This window comes from Gordonia polyisoprenivorans (assembly GCF_017654315.1).
GTDB classification, from domain to species: domain Bacteria; phylum Actinomycetota; class Actinomycetes; order Mycobacteriales; family Mycobacteriaceae; genus Gordonia; species Gordonia polyisoprenivorans_A.
The window spans coordinates 1,323,967-1,342,517 of sequence record NZ_CP072203.1; the positions used below are offsets into that span (position 1 = coordinate 1,323,967).

The 18,551-nt window shown below is 68.0% G+C and carries 13 protein-coding genes; 3 read left to right on the forward strand and 10 right to left on the reverse strand.

Translation table 11 applies throughout. The features are described from left to right. Positions 1 to 127: 127 nt before the first annotated feature. The 4 genes from J6U32_RS05950 to J6U32_RS05965 all read right to left on the reverse strand — a co-directional run bounded on the left by J6U32_RS05950 (position 128) and on the right by J6U32_RS05965 (position 5,841). Entirely contained in the window at positions 128 to 1,222 is a 1,095-nt protein-coding gene (locus J6U32_RS05950) for an IS110 family transposase (RefSeq protein WP_208792828.1), read from the reverse strand. Positions 1,223 to 1,700: 478 nt separating this feature from the next. After that, entirely contained in the window at positions 1,701 to 2,978 is a 1,278-nt protein-coding gene (locus J6U32_RS05955; RefSeq protein ID WP_208793972.1) for a hypothetical protein, read from the reverse strand. Then, positions 2,978 to 4,378: a condensation domain-containing protein gene (locus J6U32_RS05960; protein ID WP_208793973.1), complete on the reverse strand. Its 1,401-nt coding sequence runs from the start codon at positions 4,376 to 4,378 to the stop codon at positions 2,978 to 2,980. The genes J6U32_RS05955 and J6U32_RS05960 overlap by 1 nt, the downstream gene beginning before the upstream one ends. Further along, on the reverse strand, positions 4,375 to 5,841 hold the full coding sequence (locus tag J6U32_RS05965) for a condensation domain-containing protein (protein ID WP_208793974.1): 1,467 nt from the start codon (positions 5,839 to 5,841) through the stop codon (positions 4,375 to 4,377). Before J6U32_RS05965 ends, J6U32_RS05960 begins: the two co-directional genes overlap by 4 nt. A gap of 613 nt (positions 5,842 to 6,454) precedes the next feature. Here J6U32_RS05965 and J6U32_RS05970 point away from each other — a divergent pair. Genes J6U32_RS05970 through J6U32_RS05980 form a run of 3 tightly spaced genes read left to right on the forward strand, consistent with a single transcriptional unit; the run spans position 6,455 to position 10,222 of the window. Continuing rightward, a complete protein-coding gene (locus tag J6U32_RS05970) occupies positions 6,455 to 7,426 on the forward strand; it encodes a glycosyltransferase family 2 protein (protein WP_208793975.1) in 972 nt (323 codons plus the stop codon). A 10-nt stretch (positions 7,427 to 7,436) separates the two neighbouring features. Continuing rightward, the gene (locus J6U32_RS05975) at positions 7,437 to 8,825 is read left to right on the forward strand and encodes a hypothetical protein (RefSeq protein WP_244332643.1); all 1,389 of its coding nucleotides are present in this window, start codon (positions 7,437 to 7,439) and stop codon (positions 8,823 to 8,825) included. Positions 8,826 to 8,848: 23 nt separating this feature from the next. Continuing rightward, positions 8,849 to 10,222, forward strand: coding sequence for a glycosyltransferase (locus J6U32_RS05980; protein WP_208795978.1), 1,374 nt, complete (start codon positions 8,849 to 8,851; stop codon positions 10,220 to 10,222). A gap of 17 nt (positions 10,223 to 10,239) precedes the next feature. On the opposite strand, the gene J6U32_RS05985 is transcribed toward J6U32_RS05980, so the two are convergent. The 6 genes from J6U32_RS05985 to J6U32_RS06010 are packed head-to-tail and all read right to left on the reverse strand — an operon-like array spanning position 10,240 to position 18,544. After that, positions 10,240 to 11,559 carry a hypothetical protein gene (locus J6U32_RS05985; RefSeq protein WP_208793976.1) on the reverse strand — a complete coding sequence of 440 codons (1,320 nt, stop codon included), beginning with the start codon at positions 11,557 to 11,559 and terminating at the stop codon, positions 10,240 to 10,242. A gap of 1 nt (position 11,560) precedes the next feature. Continuing rightward, complete coding sequence (locus J6U32_RS05990) at positions 11,561 to 12,382, reverse strand: ABC transporter permease (protein WP_208793977.1); 822 nt, start codon at positions 12,380 to 12,382, stop codon at positions 11,561 to 11,563. Then, the gene (locus tag J6U32_RS05995; RefSeq protein WP_208795979.1) at positions 12,379 to 13,362 is read right to left on the reverse strand and encodes an ATP-binding cassette domain-containing protein; all 984 of its coding nucleotides are present in this window, start codon (positions 13,360 to 13,362) and stop codon (positions 12,379 to 12,381) included. The genes J6U32_RS05990 and J6U32_RS05995 overlap by 4 nt, the downstream gene beginning before the upstream one ends. A 48-nt stretch (positions 13,363 to 13,410) precedes the next feature. Next, the gene (locus J6U32_RS06000; RefSeq protein ID WP_208793978.1) at positions 13,411 to 16,410 is read right to left on the reverse strand and encodes a BTAD domain-containing putative transcriptional regulator; all 3,000 of its coding nucleotides are present in this window, start codon (positions 16,408 to 16,410) and stop codon (positions 13,411 to 13,413) included. Positions 16,411 to 16,425: 15 nt separating this feature from the next. Further along, positions 16,426 to 16,998: a nitroreductase family protein gene (locus J6U32_RS06005; RefSeq protein ID WP_208793979.1), complete on the reverse strand. Its 573-nt coding sequence runs from the start codon at positions 16,996 to 16,998 to the stop codon at positions 16,426 to 16,428. A 10-nt stretch (positions 16,999 to 17,008) separates the two neighbouring features. Continuing rightward, positions 17,009 to 18,544: an MFS transporter gene (locus J6U32_RS06010; protein ID WP_208793980.1), complete on the reverse strand. Its 1,536-nt coding sequence runs from the start codon at positions 18,542 to 18,544 to the stop codon at positions 17,009 to 17,011. Positions 18,545 to 18,551 lie beyond the last annotated feature (7 nt).

Here is an 18,551-nt window from a genome sequence, read left to right on the forward strand (position 1 = left end):
CCCGGCATCGCCGGGACCGCGCCTGATCTTTGAGAACTTCATAGTGGAATCCTCACCCGGTGGTCGAGGTGTCGTGCCGCCCGTGGCCCGGAAGCCCTTCTGCACAAGGGGACGTTCCTATAACGTGTCAAGGGGTCTGGGAGACGTTTTTTGTGGTGTGGTCGAGGTCTTTGAGATCGGCTTTGAGGGCGTAGAACAGTTCGCGGGCGACGAGGCGTTTCATGGCGCGGATGATGTCTTTATCGGCCATTCCCTCGGCTCGTCGTTTTTCGCGGTAGGCGAGTGCTTTCTCGTGTTTACGTAACCGGCCGATGACCACGAGGTGGACCGCGGAGTTGGCGTGGCGGTCCCCACCGCGGTGCAGCCGCATCCGGCTGGTCTTCCCCGAGGACGCGGGGATCGGCGCGATCCCGGCCAGCCGCGCGAACTGCGCATCACTACCGATACGGTCCGGGCATTGCCCGACGGTCACCAACAACTGCGCGGCGATCATCGGACCGACCTGCGGGCGGGCCCGCAACCGCGGCGCGGCCCGGCGGGTCAGCGTGTTGAGTTGGGTGTCGTAGGCCTTGATCTCGGTATCGAGGTCACGGACCCGTCCGGCGATTCCCCGTAACGCGAGTTTCGCACCCTGTACCGGGTCACCCAACTCGCCACGATTGGGTCGCCACGACCAGATGACCGCCACCATTTTCCGGGTCGTCAACCCCGCCAGCTTCTCCCGTAACACCGGTGCGGTGATCACCAGATCCCGGATCTGATTCAACGCGACACTACGCGCTTTGACCGCCGAAGCCCTTGCCGTGGACAGCATTCGGATCGACTCAACGATCCCGGAATGATCCTTCGGAGTGATATCGGCGCGCCCGGTCCGCGCCGCCTGCGCCGCGGTGTAGGCATCAACCGGATCGGACTTGCCGACCGTGGCCCGCACCGTCGGATCCGGGCGGTTGAGTTCTTTGACGGTGTAACCATGCTCGCGCAGCACCGTGCTCAACCCCAACCCGTAACTACCGGTCTGTTCCACCGCGACCCGATGCACCCACCACTGGGCCAACCACTCCAGCATCGCCTCGTTCCCGGCCCGATCAGTACCGAACTGCGCGTCACTGATCTGCCGGCCATCATCGTCAACGATCCCGGCGTGGTGGGTGTCTTTGTGGGTATCGACCCCGGCATACACCGGTTGCGTCGACACCCCCTCTACAGTCATGCTCGACATTGCGGTTCCTGTCTCCTTCACTTCGGTGGAGGATGACTACGCCGGGTGAGGCAGACAGGACGGTGAAGAGTCGGACCAACCGCAGCCGACAGGTTCCTATGAAGTCATAACCTCACCCGGCCCAGTCATCACGAATCCAGGTGTCAATTCCGGGCTTCACCGAATGCCGACAGGTCCACTTGAAGACACCCAATTCGAGGTCAGTCTCGAGGTAAGTCAGAACACCCGGTCAAGCCCTACCCATATTCTCACCGTCTCGAGGCTCGTCGCTGGCGCTCCTCGGCACCTCGACCATCGGGATGGGACGACCACCGGGTGCGGGTATGGCAGAGCATCTCAGATCGCTGGTCGAGGTGCGAGCCGCGTGCGGCGAGCCTCGAAACCGCCTGCAGCAGAGCTGGAACCGGACCACTGTGGCCCGGATGACCGTCTGGTCGGAAGGGCGCCGGCGTACGCCGGTTGCCCGGATACGTCTCGATCAGTGTGCGGGTAGGGCGACCGGTCGGGGCTCGCGTAACCGGCTGTGGAGTGCTGTCAGTAGACCGGCGATGACCTCATCGGCGACGGGTCGCGCGGGGTAACGAACGCGCAATTCGAGGCCGGTGTCGGAACGGGTGAACCAGAACTGCGCCGTATCGGTCGACGTCACCGCCGAGATGTGTTCTGCGCCGGGGAGTGCCGGTCCGAACTTGCGGTAGTCCAGGTAGGACACCATGAAGATGTCTTCGGTGGGCAGGTGTGGACGGCACTGAGCCAGAACGTGATCGAGAGGCAGGTCGGCCAACTCGGATGTGTGACGTAACCACGTGGTTGCGCTCTCGGGGTCACCGGCACTCACGACCACCGGGGCGTTGGACACCATCCACCCGGCCGTGTCATGCCATCCGGAGGTTCGGGGGCCGCGTGTGTGTATCGGGATCAGCGTCGCCAGGCGTTTCGGGCCACCCACGTCGGCGAACGCGGCGGCGAGTGCCGACAGGATCGTCGCGAACGACGAACCCGATAGCAGTTCAGCACATTCGGAGTCATCGAGCAGAGGAGTCACGATGGTTCGTTGCGGTGCGCGGCCGGTGCCGAGGCACAGCGGAAACGCCGGAACGGCACCCTCGGTGAGAGTGAAGAAGTCGTGCCACACCTGCATCAGTCGCGTTGAGTCGGCGTCGTCACACCGGTTCTGTGACGACGCCCCGGCGGCGTCGATCAGACAACGATCGGCGTAGCGCAGCGTCGCAGGTGACGGCGTTGTCGCGTCGGTGTAGTACTCATACAACCGTCGGAGTACCAGGTCGATGGTGATTGCGTCGGCGTGAGCGTGGTCGAACGCGCAGATCACCGTGTCGTCGAGGATTCCGAAGAACACGCCGGGAACCTCGCCGGCCCGACAACGCTGTGTGAGCAAGGATTCCACGAAACCGTGCCACACCCGCCCGACCACTCTGGGACGGACCTGAAACTGTGTGGCGTCGAAGATGTCTTGCGTCGGGACCACGGACACGGTGAAAGACGCTCGGAGGGCATCATGTTCGCGGAGCAGGCGAGTCACCGCTCCCGCGACCCTTGACGGATCGGGACGTGCGTCGGGCAGGGTCACCCTCCCGGCCAGCCAGGCCCCGCGGCCACTGCGTTGGGCCCGCAGATGGTTGCCCTGGTTGAAGCCGACCGGCAGCCCGCGATGAGCGGGCGCGCCGACCCAGGTCACCGACATCTCGGTGAGGGTACCGGTCAGCTCGACCTGATCGATGGCGGTGACGCGCATCAGCTGACCTCCACGGTGTTGGCCGCCACTGCGGCGGTGAGAATGTCTCGGAGCGTGCGAAACCAGCGACTCACCGAGTCGGCGGCCACCGGGTTGTCGGGGCGCTGGGTGATGATCCGGAGCCCGCCCTCATCGCGGGTGATCCACAACGACGCATTGCTGGTACGTCCCTCGCCGGTGAAGACGAGAAGATCGGTGGTGTTCGGAGGTGTCGGAAACCATCGGAGGTCCAGGTAGGTCACCATCTGTGGGCTCGCCACGACAGCCGGGTCGATCGCGCCTTCGGCGAGGAGGACGCCCAGCGCGGCATGGACGGGGACGCTCGCGGCCGCCCGGGATCGGGCAAGAGCAGCGGCCGCGTCGTCGAGTACATCCTCGAGCGTGTCGCCGGCCACCTCGAAGCCCACGGGGGCGAAATTGCAGAACCACCCCTGGGAGCCGGCGTAGTGGTCGGCCCGCCGGGTGCTGACAACGGTTGCCGTGGCATACCATTCGGCGTCGGCCACTGACCGCAGCGCCAGTCCGAGTGCTGCGTAGATCACCGCTGTCATCGAGGTGTGGTGTGCGTTCGCCAGCGCGGCCAGCCGAGTCGTCGTCTCGCTGTCGGCGAGGATGTCGGCGTCGACGTACACGGGCTGTGGAATCATCACGCCGCCGTCGTCGGAGTCGAGCCCCAGAGGTAAGGGGAAGGCGGGGATCGTCCCGCCTGACCGTTCCAGCACTCGGCGCCACTCGGCCACGCCCGGTGAGTGCGCCGAGACCTGTGCTGCGCAAGCCGCCTCGGCGGCAACATGGTCGAGGAAGCTGTCGTGTGCATCGGTGACCAGCGGATCGTCGGGTAGACCACGGTAACGGGCCAGGATCTCGGCGATACCGAGTATCTGCGACGCTCCGTCGCCGTAGGCGTGATCGACGCCGTAGTACAGATCGAACGATCCCGGACGGACGACCGCCCCGAACGCGCAGCCCGGCCACGAATCGAACACCGCTGATATCGGAAGGCGTTGTGCCAAATGCTGATGCGGATCGATTGCACCGAGCGTAATCGTCGTGAATGCCACGTCCTCGACGTCGACGACATACCGAGTCACCGCAGAACCGTTGAGCCGGAACGACGATCGAAGACCCTCATGCGCACGGACGAAGTCCGTCAGGGCCGTGGTCATGCGCTCGGTGTCGAGATCGTCGTGCACCGTGATGACGCTGCAGGTGAATCCGCGGTGCTCGCGCCCGGCCTCGCGGTGCCGGAGCGTGGAGGAGATGTGGTCGTGCTGCAGGAAGGACGGCCCCACCGGATGCGGCGGGGCGACGGCCGCCGCGGCGAGCGACCGTTCCGACGGCGCCCAGCACACGACGTCACCGGCAGCGGGTGCCCACTCGTGAGCCGGACCGAGTCTCATCGCGGCTCCGCCGAGCGCGTCGTCGACAAGATGTGCTCCGGCGGCGTCGCGGTGTCGAGCGTCAGTTCACCGCGACCGGCGACCTCGAGGAGGACCGCCCGGTACTCGGCGAGCAGATCATGGATCGACGCCGCGGCGATCTCGTTGTTGGGGAAGCGAAGGGAGATGTTGATCCCTTCGTGGAGGCGATTGATCCAGAGGTACACCTCGTCGAGATTGTGAATCCGACTGCGCAGCGCGCGATCCCGGTCGCCCCAGGCGTCGGCACCGGGTACGTGCCGCCCGTCGACGAAGGAGACGGCGAAGCGTGGCGCCTCGGTGATGCCGAGAAGTGAGGCGATACGCGGATGCGGCGCATGTGCGAGAGCCGCATGCCTACGCACCCCACTGCTGACCGAACCCAGTGCAGCACTGAAGTTTTCGGCACCCTCCAGTGACATCTCGACCGGCACGAGTCCCACATACCAGCCGGCCGCGGCCAGCGACTGCGGATCGGTGCGCGTGTGCATCGGCATCACGAACCGTGTCGTCGTGCGGCCGGTGAGTCGCTGGATCGCCACCGCGAGTGCGGTGAACGCCCCACCGGACATCGACGCGCCGTGATTCTTACAGGCCGCGGCGAAGGCGTCGGTCTCCTGCGCGGTCAGCAGCCATCGAGAAATGCTGGATTGCCATCCTGCGCTGTCGGCCACCGCTCCGGTGGGCTGTGTCGGCAACGGGATGCGAGGCATCTGTAGCCGGCCGTCGTCGGCGGTGAGGAAGGACCGCCACGCCTGCACGGCAGGGTGTTCGGCGGTGATGGTTTCGGCGGTCCGGAACTCGCGGGCGCAGTGGTCGACGTAGGAGCCGCACGACGGCAGCGCCGGTGTCCGACCCTCGACGATCGCCCGATGGATCTCGCGGAACTCGGCGATGAGCAGTAGTTGGGTATAGGCGTCCATCACCGAGTGATCGGCGGCGACGATGACGGTGACGCCCTTCGCCGCCTCGATCTGGCTGTCGGGCTCGATGGTGACAGCAACGACATGTGGCCACCGCACGGCGCTCACCTCACGGGCGAAGAACCGCTCGAGATGCCGGTCGACGCCGACACCGGGCGGGGGAGCCTGCTGTTCCCGTGCGGAGATCGTCACAGAGTCAGCGACCGCGACCACCCGGGCGTGCGTGTCGCCGCGGCGGGTGACGGTGGTCCGGAAGGCGTCGTGCCGAACGATCCAGGCGCGCAGCACCGCGGCGAATGTCGAGTGATCGAAATCGCCGGGCAACCGGAAGGCGGTACCGATCCACGATCCCAATCCGAGATCTCCGGTCTCCGACGTCGACTCCGAATTGTAGAGATGTGCAGTGTGATTGGGCGACAGTGGTCGATCGTCGGATTGCCAGCGGTCGGGTTCGACCGTCGGGATCCACTCGGTGATGCGGCCCGCAGGGACCGGATAGTCGGCGAGCTCTGTGTACTCCATGACATCCCCCGGGGTGACTAGACGGACGGAAACGGCGTGTGCGCGGTCCCCGTTCCGCGCGTCAACGCCGTTGGGGAGAAAGGCTTCACATCTATAGCCGTGAATGCCGTCGGCACGCCCGTCGTCGGGTCGTCGGCGGCGTGTGCCGACCGCCATCCCCAACCGCTGACGGTGACACGTGTATGACATTAGGGCCGACGCAGTGAGGTGACCAGCGGAGCAGGGTGAGACATAGGTGACGTTTCGCCGGGCTTGCCGTATCGGTGGTTAATGATGCAAAATACCCGGTTTTCCCATGATTCATCACGGCCCTGAGGAATCGGGGCAGGCGCGCGTCCGAGAATTGACGCGGTGGGCAGACGTGGTCGTTTTCATGCTAATTCGTTGATGTGACCCAGAACCCCATGTATTGCCAGGCATCCGAACCTGACCTAAGCTCCGCAGGGAAGGACATCACGGGGGTCATGTTCGACGACGGTGGCGATGCGCGTGCTCGCCGATCACCGTTCTCCGGTGTCTTCACCCGATGTTCAATGCGATCCGGCGCCGATGCCGGTGGATCTGCCTTGTCGGTCGGCCGTGGTGCCGATCGGCTACGACACAAGGGATTACGGTGATCTCAGAGACGACCACCCGTGCGGTTCGCGATGGTGCACATGCCGATCGTGTCGAGTTGTTGCCGCAGGATGACGGCCGGGTTCTCTTGTCGGTGGTGATCCCGGTGTTCAATGAGGCGGACACCATCGGGACGTGCCTGGATCTGCTCATCGACCAGATCGACGACATCGCCGAAATCATCGTGGTCGACAACAATTCGACGGACGCCACGCGCGAGATCGTCGAGGAGCGAACACGGAGGACCCCGAGAATCCGGGTTGTCGACGAATCCACCCAAGGCCTTGTGCATGCGCGAAATGCCGGAATGGACAGCGCGACCGGGGACGTCATCGCCCGCATCGACGCCGACACCCGGATTCCGGCGGGGTGGGCGCGGACCATAGTGGAGTTCTTCGAGGCGGATTCGCAGGGCCAATGGTCGGCGCTGTGCGGTCGGGGCGCCGCCTACGGGCTGCCCTTCGAGGGCTCGATGAGCAGGATCGTCCGGCTGCTCCGGCCGGTGGCGCGGCGCCTGAGTCGCGAACGGGCGAGTGCGCAAGAATCGTCCGAAGCCCGCGAGATCCCGGTCCTCTACGGATCGAACATGGTGGTCCGGCGCGAGGTGTGGCAGGTGATCCGCACGCGCGTGAGCATGCGCCGCGACATCTTCGAAGACGTCGACATGGGCTTGTGCGTGCAGGATATCAACGGGCGCAACGCTTTCCTGGCGTCGCTGACAGTGGGTGTGTCCCCGCGGCGGATGGAGACCGGTGTGTCGGCGTTCGCCGAGTACATGAGTTTCCTGCCGCGGACCCTGCTGCTACATCGCCGTTACGGGCTGGCCGCCGGTGCGGCGTTCGGCTATCTGCCGCCGGTCATCATCGTCCACGCCGCGCGCCTGGTCCTGATCCGCGCCTACGACGCCGACGCCGGCACGTTCTCGGTCCGCAACCTGCTGCGCTCGACCACCGAACGGGGTCTGCCGTGATGGGACGTTCATGACCGCGCGAGTCGACAACCCCGGCAACATCGTCGGTGCCGGACCACGTCGCGGTGCGGCGGCGCCACCCGTACCGCGGGTGAGCGGCCCGGACGAGGCGTTCCTGCTCGCCGAGGAGAAACTCGGCTACGGCACATCCATCCAATACTGTTGGGTCCTCGATCACGACCCCGGGCGCGACGCCGTCGATCGGTTCGCCGAGGCGCTGAGTCGCGGACTGCTCCATCGCAGTGTCGGACCGCGCCGGGTACCGGGGGCGCAGCGCCGGTGGTTGCGGTCACCGGCTGCGCCGCAGGTGATCTCCGGTGCCCGTATCGACGATGCCGCCATCGGCGCATGGGCCGACGAGGTTCTGCGCGCCACCGATCTCCGGCCGTCACGAGGACCGGCGTGGCGCCTGCACACCACCACCACGACGCAGGAACGCCGCGTCGTGGTGCTCATGGCTTCACACCTCGTCGCCGATGGTGAGGCGATCATGCGTGCGATCATCGCGGCCGCCGACGGTGCGGTCGTCGAGCTGCCGGGCATACACAGCGCGCGGGGGTCGGCGGCAGTGCGCGCCGATCTCCGCGACAGCGCGCGCCAGGTGCGGGCGGCGGGACGCTCGGCCCGGGCGGCGTTGCGTTCGGCGCGGGAGAAACGTCACTCGGCTCGCCCCGCGACCACGGCCGAAAGCGTCTCGGCCGCACCGACCTACGATCCCTACCGCGCCGGCCTGGTCGCCGTGGACATCGACCGTGACCGATGGCATGCGTGCTCGAAAGCCCATGGCGGCACCGGAAACACCCTGTACACCGCCGTGACCTGCGGTGTGGTGCACAGGTCGGGAGTCCCTGTCGGAGAACAGCTGCGCGTGAGCGTGGCGGTCAGCAAGCGTGGCGGGCCCGAGGACCAGCGGGCGAACGCCTCGGGCGGGGTATGGCTGCGGATCGACCCTCGGCACCGCTGGCCGGACGATCTGGGATACCTTCGGGCACTGAGTCGAGATGCGTTCGCCGCCTATGCGACGTCGGGAACCGACGTCCCCGACGATCTGCAGCCGCTGGTCCGGATGATGCCACGCCGCGTTCTGGGTATCGCATTGCGCAGTGTTCCGGCACCCGACGTCAGTGTGTCCAATCTCGGGGTGCTCGACGAGAAGGTCCGCGCGATCGGTGGTGAGCCCGCGTCGTCGTTCCTGCTGCGATTACTGGTGCGCGACGGCGCCGACCGGGATCTCGCGGTGCCGGGCCCGGGTCTGTCGACGTGGATCGTCGAGTACGGCGACCGTGTCACCATGACGTTCGCCGGTTTCGTGCCCGAGTACTACGGCGACGGCGAACGCCTCGCGGGACTGGTCGGCGACGAGTTGTCCGCGTGGGGTCTCCCACACAGGTTCTGGTGAACTCGGCGGTGATCCACACGGCCATGCGTACCGGCACGCCCGGTGGGGCGCACCTGGTGTTCCTGCTCTACGGCAGCCGAGGCGACATCCAACCGGGTCTGTGTCTGGCGCTGGAGTCGGCGAGCCGCGGACACCGTGTCACGCTTGCGGTTCCGCCCAACCTGGTGCCGCTGGCAACCGCCGCCGGGGCCGGGGAGGTGGTGCCGATCGGTGCCGACACCGATCGGCAATGGTCCTCCGACGAGGCACTCGACGCCCAGCGAACGGCACATCCGTTGCGTACGGCGAAATTCGCGCTCGACACCGCGCGTTCGGGTATCGCGGCATTTGACGACGCGATGATGGCGACCTTTCTGGACGACGATCCCACGATCACCGAGGTCGATGCTCTCATCGCCGCACCGCTGTGTCAGGCTCGTGGGCTGGCCGTGGCCGAGAAACTCGGTGTGCCGCTGACAGTGCTGCGATACGCGCCGATGTCGGAGAACACGGTGATCGGACCGATCCCCGGGGTCACCGACGGGTGGACACCGCACTGGACGCGGCGGGCGTGGCGAGCTCACGACGGTGTGGTGTGGTCGCTGATGCGACACGGCGAGAACCGCTTTCGGCGACGAGCGGGTCTGCATCCGGTTCGCACGTCGTGCGCGGAGCGACTGAACCTCGCACAGATCCCGCAGATCCAGGCCTACGATCCGGGCATCGTGCCCGGCCTGGCCGAGCAGTGGCGGCCGGGACCGTCGATCAAACCGGTTGTCGGCTTTCTCGACCTGCCCTCCCGTGCACGTGCGGCGCTCGACGAAACATCGGGTGCCGATGCGCATCTGGTGCGCTGGCTCGATGCCGGGGAGCCGCCGCTGTTCGTGGGATTCGGGTCGATGCCGATGGCCGATCCCGCGGCGACGCGCGCGATGATCGCCGCGGCTGCCCGGCGCCACGGGGTGCGATGTGTGTTCGCCTTCGGTGATCGGCCGGGGGCGCAGAGTACTTCCTCGGATTCCGGTGCGTTCTCCGCAGCCGGGGAATCATCCGATACCTACGACGTGGCTGCAGTGGATCATTCATGGTTGCTGCCGCGGTGTGCTGCGGTGATACATCACGGAGGTGCCGGAACCACCGCCGCCGGTCTGCGTGCCGGCATCCCGGCGATCGTGTACTCGTTCACCGCCGAACAGCCGTTCTGGGCCGGCCGGATCGCCGACCTCGGGCTGGGCACCGGGCGGCGCTTCTCACACCTCACCACCGAGACGGTGTTCGACGACCTGACGGTCGCGCGCAGCGACTCGGTCCGCGCCGCCGCCGCTGACTTCGCGGCGAGGATGATCAGCCCGGATCACGCGGTCCGCACCGCCGCGGACATCGTCGACGCGCGTGTGCCGCAGGGACTTTCCCGATAGCATCGGTCTGCGGGCGGTCAGGCACCCCAGAGTGTGGCAGGCAACCGCCAGCGCCTGAGTTCCTCGGCGACGAGGCCCCTCAGCGTCGGCTCGTCGGGTACCCGAACGGGGTCGAGAGCGGTCAGGCACAGGGTGACCAGACCGGCGCTGCGTGACGACCATCCGCTGATGCCTCCGTCCATGCGGCGCAACACTTCCGGGGTGGCGCCCAGCGTCATCGACCGCATGGCGACCGGTCCGGGTCGGCCGAAGCCCAGGCCGGCGAAATCGTCGCCCAGCGATCCGAGGTTCGATGCAAGGCACAACGGTGCCCGGGCATCGGCGGCCAGACGCGCAACGATGCTGTCGCCGAACGGTTGCGCGATCCGACCGAGGAGTTCGAGCGCTCCCGGCTCGTCGGACACCGCGGCGAACGCAGCCTTGCTCGCCGCGCGTAGCGGACGCAGATCGCGGTGTCGTGCGGCACTCAACCGATAGAGTGCGGTGGCACCGGTGGTGGCGTTGGCCCGTCGGTCACCGGGCGTGCGGGTCGAGACCGGTAGCCCGACGGGGATCTCGTCGCCGTCGGCAACCCGGCCGGTGGCTTCGAGGACGCCGATCACCACCGCCGTGAACAGGGTGTTGGCGGTCCCGCCGACAGCGGCTGCGGCCGAGTCGAACTCGGTCTCGTCGACGGTGACCACCACCGATGGGCTCGGCGCGGGAACGCCCGGCTGTCCGGTCGCGGGCAGCGGCTCGACCGGCGGCGCCGGCGGGCGGGTGAGGGTCGCGGGCCGTGACATCACCAGCGTTCGGGCGGCATCGGCGGCACACAGCAGGGTCCGGGCACCGTCCCGGACCGCGTCACCCACGCCGGCCCGGGCGTCGGCAGTGTCGAAGGTCTCGCCGACCACGGCTTCCTCGATACCGGTGATCACCGCACCGCCGTCGGCGACGACGTGCGAATTGACCCACGACACGACGGTTTCGCCGGTGTCGTCGACGTGGACGGCGGTCAGTCGCCATGCCGGGCCCACCACGGCATCCACACCGACTTCGGCCTGCCGCCGGGCCCACGCCGGTATCTCGTGCACCGCGATTGCCTCCTCGCAGACCGCGTGGGCGCCGGCGGAGCGCGTGTGAATCCATCTGTCGCGCTGCGGGAACGGTGTCCGATTCACCAGTCGGGCCAGGCGTCCGCCGCTCAGGGCGTCGCCGAGCTCCGCGAACTCACCGGGGTCGACACGGCCCGGAAGACGCCAGATGGCCTGATTGACGACGGGGACACCGAGGGCGTGTTCCATACGGAGGAACAGGTCGTCGTCGACGGTGAGACGTTCGGGCCGGTCGGGGGACACCTCACGCCTGACGGAGGTAGGCGCGCACGGTGATCGGCGCGACGACGAGGATGATCGCCACCGCACCGATGAGGGTCCAGCCCACGTGTGCGGTGACCTGACCGTCGTTGATCAGGGAGCGGAGCGACGACACCAGATGTGAGATCGGATTGACGTCGGCGAGCGTGCGCATCCAGTCGGGCATCGTCGTCACCGGGACGAAGATGTTGGAGGTGAACGTGAGTGGCATGAGCACCAGCATCGACACCCCCTGAACCGCAGAGGCTTTTGACATGAGCACTCCCATCAGCGCAAAGATCCAGCTGATCGCGAAGGCCGCGAAGAGGGTCAGGACAATGCCGGCGATCGTGCCGAGCACACTCGACGGCCGATACCCGAGGATCATGCCGACGCCGATGGACATGACCGCGGCGATGAGATACCGCACGACGTCGGCGATCAACGAGCCGGCGAGTGGCGCGATACGCGCGATGGGCAGGGAGATGAAGCGGTCGAAGACACCGCGGTCCATGTCCTCACGCAGTTGCACGCCGGTGACCACCGACGCGGTGATCGCGACCGAAACCAGCACGCCCGGAACCAGCTGCGGCAGGTAGGCGTCGACGCTGCCGGCGATGGCGCCCCCGAAGATATTGGCGAACATCACGGTGAACACGATCGGGATGACGATCACATCGAACAGCTGTTGCGGAGTGTGCTTGAGCCGCAACAGTCCTCGGCGCGCCATCGTGATGGTGTCGCGGACGGCCTTGCCGACACCGATGTGGTCGACGGGGGTGCCCAGGTGCAGTCCTGGCGTGGGGATTTCGATGGTGGCGCTCATGCCGCCACCTCCGTGGACGGCCCCGCGGTCAGGGAGAAGAACACGTCGTCGAGGCTGGGGCGTCGCACCGAGACCTCCCCGACACCGATGCCCGCGCCGTCGAGCGCCACGACCGCACTGGCCGCGGCCGACGGATCACTGATCGCGGCGATCAGCTGCCCGTTCTCGGGTGTGGTGGTGACCGCGGTGTCCAGAGCGGTGCGCAGTACCTCGCGCGCCTCGGAGAGGTGTACCGGGTCGACGGTGATCTCCAACGAGCGGTCGCCGACCCGATCCTTGAGGGTGTCGGCGTCTCCCGAGGCGACGACCCGGCCCTTGTCGATGACGATCAACGAATCCGAGAGTTGGTCGGCCTCATCGAGATACTGCGTGGTGAGCAGGACGGTGCTGCCCTGTGCGACCAGATCGCGGACGCTGGACCACACCTGGGTGCGGGTGGTCGGGTCGAGGCCGGTGGTCGGTTCGTCGAGGAACAGCAGTGCCGGGGTACGGATCATCGATGCCGCGAGATCGACCCGGCGCCGCATGCCGCCGGAGAATCCGCTGACCGGACGACGCGCGGCGGCACTGAGCCCGAACCGGTCGATGAGATCGGTGGCGCGAGCGCGCGCGGCCCGACCGCTGAACCCCAGCAGCCGCGCGAACAACTCGAGGTTCTCCGCGGCGGTGAGATCCTCGTCGACCGAGGCGTATTGGCCGGTCAGCGAGATGAGCGAACGCACCGCGGTGGCCTGGGCGGTCACATCCCGGCCGAAGACCGTCGCGCGTCCGGCGTCGGGGCGGATCAGCGTCGCGAGCATGCGCACGGTGGTCGTCTTGCCCGCGCCGTTGGGGCCCAGGACGCCCAGGATGGTTCCGCGCGGCACGGTGAACGACACGTCGTCGACGGCGACGACGCCACCGAAGGTCTTGCGCAGGTGTTCGGCGTGAATCGCGGTGTCGGGAAGCGTGTCGGCATGATGAGTGCTGTCGGCGAGCATGGTGTCGAGCCTGCCCGACACCGCTTTCATTTCGCTTTCACGTGCTCGTCAGCGCAAGAGTGTGAGCAGTGCGGTGCGTCGTGAGCGCGGACCGTCACCGAGATCGATGACCGCGAAATCGCGCCGATAGCGGGCGCCCCGAGCGGCGGCGGCGAGGACGTCGGAGGGTCCTGCGCCGGTGACGAGGGCCACCGCGGCCGCCGCGGCGCCCAAGGCAGGCAGGTTGGCGGCCGGCGCTGCGACCAAGCGCGACAACGAAACCCGTAACGACTCGGCGGCCAGACGTGCGGCGACCACCTCGCCGGTGCGCTGCAGGATCACCGCGCGCACACCGTGCAGATAGGCGCAGTGGGCATCGGAGGTTGGCCCGATGATCTCGATGACGCGTTCGGCAGATCGGCGAGCGCCCGACGGATCGTCGGCGACCCGCAGATCGGCAAGTGCGGCGTGGGCGGTCGCGACGAACGCTCGCGGAGAATCACCGGAGTCGCGCAGACAGGTCTCGAGCAACTCGACGGCGACATCCGGCGCGGAGACCGACAACGCGATCGCCTGATGGACCCGGGTGCGGGAGCTCTCTTCCAGGAATCCCAGGGCCGCATAGCCGTCGGCGGCACGCGCGAACAAGGTTGCGGCACCGGCACGGTCGCCGAGGAGCAGGTGTCCGCGGCCGAGACGGTGGCGTGCCGCCGCGGTCAACCATGGATGACCGGAGCGTTCGGCCGCGACGACCGCCCGCAGCGCCGACCGCCGGGACATCGACGTCGCGGCAGCGAACTCGGCGATGTCGGAGCGCGCCATCTCGGCCACGGCGGCGACCATCGGATTCGCCGATCGCGAGGCCCGCGCGAGCACGTACGCGAGCCGGCGTGGCGAGCCGCACACGGCCTCGACGATCGGGGCGAGATGCTCGGGGGGAGGGTGTCGCCGCGCCGTCCGGCGCAGCGCGGCACGGGCCCGCCCGGCTGCCCGATACCGGCCGAGTGCAATGAGATAGCCGGTGGCACAGAGGAGTCCGGGAATCTCGGCCGATTCGCCGCAGCCCGGGTCGCCGCAGCCCGAGACGGCTGCCTCGGCGAGGTCGCCGAGGTTCGGGTGTCCGCCGGTGCGCACCACCCGCCACAGGGTGATCGGCAGCAGCCGGGCGGGCGCCCCGGGGTCCGCCGGGTCGGGGTCGCCGACGACGGAGTCGAGGACGGCGAGCACCGCGTCGGTCGTCTCGTCGAGCCGAGCGAGGGTGGCGGTGACGTCGGTGCCCGTCAGTTTCTCCGCGACGTCGGTCATGAGTCGGCTCGCCCAGGCGACCTTCTCGCGACGCAGCGCGGTTGCGCGCGCGGGATCGGCAGCGGTGCGGGCTCGTGCGAACTCCCGGACCGTCTCGGTGAGTCGGTACCGGGTCGCCCCGTCTGGATGATCGACGACGGCGGCGAGCGAATGATTGCAGACCTCGGCCAGTGATCGCTCGGTCACCTCGGCGAACATCAGCGCGTCGTCGAGGCGCACGTCACCGGGAAGCGAGGCGAGTGCCTCTAGCGCGTGCTGTGCGTTGGCTGGCAACAGTTCCCAACTCGTCGACACGATCTCGGCCAGTGATCGCCGGCGTCCGCCGCCGGTCGGGGTGAGGAGTTCGAACCGTGAATCGACGCGATCGAGGAGGTCGCGGGGGGAGAGGTGGCGTAGCTGAGCGGCCGCGAGTTCGATGGCCAGCGGTGAACCGTCGAGCCGAGTGCACAACTCAGCGAGCACCGTGACATCGGTCTGTATTCCCGGTCGCAGTGCGCGAATCCGCCGTTCGAACAGTTCGGCCCCGTATGCGGGGGTCAACGGTGACACCGTGACGACCCGCTCGTCGATCAGGCCGAGCCCGATGCGGCTGGTGGACACGATGGTGAGATCCGAACGCCGAGAACGGATGTCGGTGATGAGATCGGCGACGAAGCCGACCAGGTGCTCGCAGCCGTCGAGCACGATCACCGCGCCGCCGGCGGCCAGGTGTGCCAGGGCGGCACCGGCGATGGCGGCCGCGGACACCGAACCGGGTGTCGGTGCAGGCGCGGTGCCCTGCTCGGGCAGGGCACCGCGTCCGAGTGCGGCCGCCACGGCCGCACGCACGTCGTCGGGGGACCGCGCGGCGGACAGATCCACGAAGACATTGATCGGGGTATGGACGGCGATGTACTCGGTGACCAGTCGTGTCTTGCCGATCCCGCCGGGACCCAGCACCGTCACCACCGACGACTCACGTAGCGCCGCGGACAACTGCGTCATCATCTCGGGATCGGCGAGGTAGTCGTCGGAGGGAGGTGGGGGAGTTCGTGGCGGCGGCGCGTAGGTGAGCGCGGCGCTGTGGGCCGCAGCCAGTTCGGGTCCGGGGTCGGCGCCGAGCGCCTCGGCGAGCTCGGCGGCGATCCGGGCGTGGATCTGCAAGGCGGCGTTGGGGTCTCCGGCGGCAAGGGCGGCCCGCATGTGTACCGCGGCGAGATGCTCGTCGAGTGGTCGGCCCTCGCGTGCGGTCGCCAACTCGGTGGCCACGATCTGTGGTTCGGTCCGCAGCCGCCGGCGCCAGTCGGCCTCCTGTAGTGCGCAAAATACACGTTCGGCACGGGCGGTGAGCCGTTCGCGCAGATCGCCGTCGGGGAGGTCGGCGCCCGGCTGGCCGCGCCAGTTCTGCAGCCCGGCACCGCATCCGGTGTCGGAGGGCCGCGTTGACCGTGAGAGACTCTCGGCGACAGCGAGATCCGACACCGGCCCGTCGACGACCAAGCGATATCCCGCCGCCGAGCCGGCGATCGCACCGGCGCCGAGAATTCTTCGGAGACGCGAAATCTGGGTCTGGACCGCCCCGTTCGGATTCTGGGGAGCCCGGTCCGGCCAGGCATCGGCGACGAGCGTGTCGACGGCGACGGGTCGCGGATGGGCAAGGACGAGTGACACCAGCAGGCTGCGCGCACGTCCCGAGGTGACCGGCGTCGGCTCGCCCGCGGCGGTGAACACACAGACCGGCCCCAGCACGCCGACCCTCGGGTGGGTCCGGGCCGCCTCGGTCACGATGTCAGGCCGGGATCACTGTGCGGTGGCGAACGGCTCGCCCCACCTGCGGGCGAACGCGATCTCGCTCAGCGGCAACCGTTCTCGGGGTTGGCTGTCGCGGTCGGCGACGTCCGGGTCGAGAAGCGTGCGGTCGTCGGCGAGGCGGCCGAGCGCGAGTATCACCATCGGCCGTTTGTCGGCCGGGACGTCGAATGACGCACGTGCGTCGCTCGCGTCGAAGCCGGCCATGGGATGGGGGTTGATCCCCATGGATACCGCCTGAATGCTCATCTGGGCCACCGCGAGACCCAGGTCGACGGCGCCGTAGTCGTGCAGTTTGGCGTCGTCGGCGGCGTCGCTGGTGCACACCAGGATCAGCGCGCCGGCCGCAGGCGCCCACCCCTTGTTGCCGCGAGTGAGGGTGGAAGCCAGCCGCTCGAACGTGGCGTCGCCGCGGAGACCGACGACGAAGCGCACCGGCTGGATTCGACCCCACGTCGGCGCCCACCGCCCGGCCTCGAGGATGTCGGTGATCTCGTCGGTGCTGATCGTGGCCTCGGGGTCGTATCCCCGCGCGCTCCAGCGGTCCCTGATCGGTGCATGCACCTCGCCGAGCCTACGACGTCTGCGTGGCCGATTCCGTCGTCACCGACTCCGGTGTGCGCATCACCACAGCGAGCACCACCGCCAGCACCGTGAGCGTGATCACCGCGGCAAGCGAAGCGGCGTGAACCCCGTCGACGAAGGCCGTGCGGGCCGCGTCGGCGAGTGCGGTGCCGTCGGCACCCATGCCGGTCGCTCGATGCAGGGTCTCGCCGAGGGTGTCGCCGAACCCGGCTCCCGAACTGTGCTCGCGGAACACCAGCGTCGCCAGCGAGCCGAGCAGCGCCAGACCGAGTGCGGTGCCCAATTCGAAGCTGGTCTCGGAGATGCCGGATGCCGCACCCGACCGTTCGGGCGGAACCGATCCGACGACGACGTCGGAGACCAGGCTGAACTGCACGCCGTAACCGATGCCGGCGATCGACGTCGACACCAGATAGATCCACAGCGGGCTGTCGGTGGACAGCCACAGCAACCCGAGGTTGCCCAGCGCGGCGAGCACCACCGACCCGATGAACGCGGTGCGGGTACCCACCCACGCCGAGACCCGGCTGGCACCGATCGAGAAGACAGCGACGGCGATCGCCATCGGCAGCCCGGCCAGCGCGGCGGCCAGGACGTCATGACCCATCACCGACTGCAGGTACACACCCGTCAGATACGACATACCGCCCAACGCCATCATGCCCACGAGCGCGCAGGCGACCGCGGCGCTGAAGGCGACGTTGCCGAACAGCTTGAGGTCGAGCAAGGGGGCTCGGGTACGACGTTGCTGCAGGAGGAACACCGCGAACATGATCACGCCGACGACGCCGATCACCGCGACGAGCGGGGTGACACCGTCGGCGGCCATCGTCTTGATCGAGTACACGATCGGCAGGATCGCCAGCAGCGACAACGCCACGCCGAGGAAGTCGAAGGGATCGGTCGACGGTGCACGGTATTCGGGGACCAGGCGCGGTGCGAGCACGAACAGCACCGCCAGCACAGGGACGTTGATGAGGAAGACGACGCCCCACCAGAAGTGGTGCAGCAGAATGCCTCCCACCACCGGACCGATGGCCGAACCGCCCGCGAAGGCGGCCGTCCAGACGCCGATCGCGCGAGCACGATCACGGGCATTCGGAAACATGTTGGCGATCAGCGACAGACTCGACGGCATCAGGGTCGCACCACCGATACCCATCAGTGCGCGGGCGGCGATGAGTATCGCCGCACTCGGGGCGAAGGCGGCGACGACCGAGGCGACACCGAACATCGCGGCACCGGCGAGCAGAATCCGTCGCCGGCCGAGCCGGTCGCCGACATTGCCCATCGTGATCAACAGACCGGCGATGAGGAACCCGTAGATGTCGAGAATCCAGAGTTGCTGGGCGGCGCTGGGGTCGAGCGCATCGGTGATCGACGGGATCGCCAGATAGAGCACCGAGAAGTCCATCGACACCAGTAGGACGGGCAGCGTCAGCACGGCCAGTCCGAGCCAGGTACGGCGATCGGCGACCGAGGTGTCCCGGTTGCGCTGATCGGTCGTGCGGCATTCGGTGGTCATGAGGAGG

Bases quoted from the DNA above. Each gene is read 5' to 3' on its own strand.
- J6U32_RS05980 (WP_208795978.1), top strand. From the start codon at position 8,849: ATGCGTACCGGCACGCCCGGTGGGGCGCACCTGGTGTTCCTGCTCTAC.
- J6U32_RS05950 (WP_208792828.1), bottom strand. From the start codon at position 1,222: ATGTCGAGCATGACTGTAGAGGGGGTGTCGACGCAACCGGTGTATGCC.
- J6U32_RS05965 (WP_208793974.1), bottom strand. From the start codon at position 5,841: ATGGAGTACACAGAGCTCGCCGACTATCCGGTCCCTGCGGGCCGCATC.
- J6U32_RS05960 (WP_208793973.1), bottom strand. From the start codon at position 4,378: ATGAGACTCGGTCCGGCTCACGAGTGGGCACCCGCTGCCGGTGACGTC.
- J6U32_RS05975 (WP_244332643.1), top strand. From the start codon at position 7,437: ATGACCGCGCGAGTCGACAACCCCGGCAACATCGTCGGTGCCGGACCA.
- J6U32_RS06010 (WP_208793980.1), bottom strand. From the start codon at position 18,544: ATGACCACCGAATGCCGCACGACCGATCAGCGCAACCGGGACACCTCG.
- J6U32_RS05955 (WP_208793972.1), bottom strand. From the start codon at position 2,978: ATGCGCGTCACCGCCATCGATCAGGTCGAGCTGACCGGTACCCTCACC.
- J6U32_RS05990 (WP_208793977.1), bottom strand. From the start codon at position 12,382: ATGAGCGCCACCATCGAAATCCCCACGCCAGGACTGCACCTGGGCACC.
- J6U32_RS05995 (WP_208795979.1), bottom strand. From the start codon at position 13,362: ATGCTCGCCGACAGCACTCATCATGCCGACACGCTTCCCGACACCGCG.